Source organism: Nocardiopsis sp. TNDT3, from assembly GCF_003427465.1.
GTDB classification, from domain to species: domain Bacteria; phylum Actinomycetota; class Actinomycetes; order Streptosporangiales; family Streptosporangiaceae; genus Nocardiopsis; species Nocardiopsis dassonvillei.
This window is the reverse complement of record NZ_QPFC01000943.1, coordinates 1-1199: the sequence shown is the minus strand read 5'-3', so window position 1 is coordinate 1199 and position 1199 is coordinate 1. Positions and strand designations below refer to the sequence as shown.

The following is a 1199-nucleotide window of genomic DNA, read 5'->3' as shown; positions in this document are numbered from 1 at the left end:
CTTCCCCTCCGGCGGCGCGCCGCCGGAGGGGAAGCGCGTCCGCACGGCGGAGCGCCCGCCGCGGGCGTAGACGGCCACGGCGGCGATGACGATGACGCCGCGCAGGACGTCCTTGACGAACGGGTCGACCGCCAGCACGTTGAACACGGTGTCGAGCGTGGCGAGGATGAGCACCCCCGCCACCGTCCCGGCCACGCCGCCGCGCCCGCCGAGCAGGTAGGTCCCGCCCAGCACCACGGCCGCGATGGCCTCCAGTTCGTAGCCCCCGGAGTAGACGGTGGCGCTGCCGGTCCCGAACCGGGCGGCCAGCAGCAGACCGGCCACACCGGCGGTGACCGAGCACAACACGTGCGCGGTGACCGTGGGCACCCCGGAGCGGACCCCGGAGAGCCGGGCCACGTCGGCGTCGCCGCCGACGGCGTAGATGTGGTAGCCCATCCGTGTGCGGCTCAGGAACAGCACCGCCGCCACCGCCACGCCCAGCATGACCAGGGTGGAGACGGGCAGCACACCGATCCGGGTGTAGCCGAAGGCCTGGAAGGCGGCGGGCACCGCCCCGGCCGGGCCCTGGAAGTTCGTGTCCAGGTAGCCCTTGATCACCAGCCCCATGCCCAGGGTGGCGATGAAGGGGTTGACCCGCAGCCCCGTGACCACCAGCCCGTTGACCAGGCCGATCAGCGCGGCCAGGCCGAGCGCCGCGGCCACGCCGAGGACGATCCGGGAGGGGTCGCCCGCCATGGTGGTGGCCGCGACCACGGTGGACAGGGCGGCCACGTAGCCGACCGACAGGTCCAGGGAGCGGCACAGGATGACGAGGGTCATCCCGACGGCCAGGAAGCCCAGCAGGCTGCTGCGGGTGAGCAGGTCGACGGTGTTGGCGGTGGTGAACAGGTTGCCGCCCCGGGCGGCCACGAAGGCCGCGCTGACCGCGAGCAGCAGCACCAGGGCCAGGTAGACCAGCCCGGTGGTGCCCGTCCGGGCGCGCAGGCTCCGGAGGACGGAGGTCGGTGGGGGTGTCACGGGGCGGCCTCCTCGTGCCGTGCGGGGGAGCCGCCGTTGTCGGTTCCGGCGGCCGGGTCGCCCCCGGCGGCCGGTGGGGCGGGGGCGACCGGGCGCGGTGGAGCGGCGGCCGGGTCCTGCCCGGGAACCGGTGCGGCGGACCCGCCCGGGTGCGGCGATCCGGTGGCCACCGCCATGAC

Annotated in this window: 1 protein-coding gene and 1 pseudogene; both read right to left on the bottom strand. The window is 75.4% G+C overall.

Annotated elements, in window-relative coordinates; genetic code table 11:
• On the bottom strand, window positions 1-1020 hold a 1020-nt coding region (locus tag DQW06_RS22005; RefSeq protein WP_157983547.1), incomplete at its 3' end, for an ABC transporter permease.
• Window positions 1017-1199: pseudogene (locus DQW06_RS29645) on the bottom strand (sugar ABC transporter ATP-binding protein); the annotation flags it as partial. The gene DQW06_RS22005 and the pseudogene DQW06_RS29645, both read right to left, overlap by 4 nt.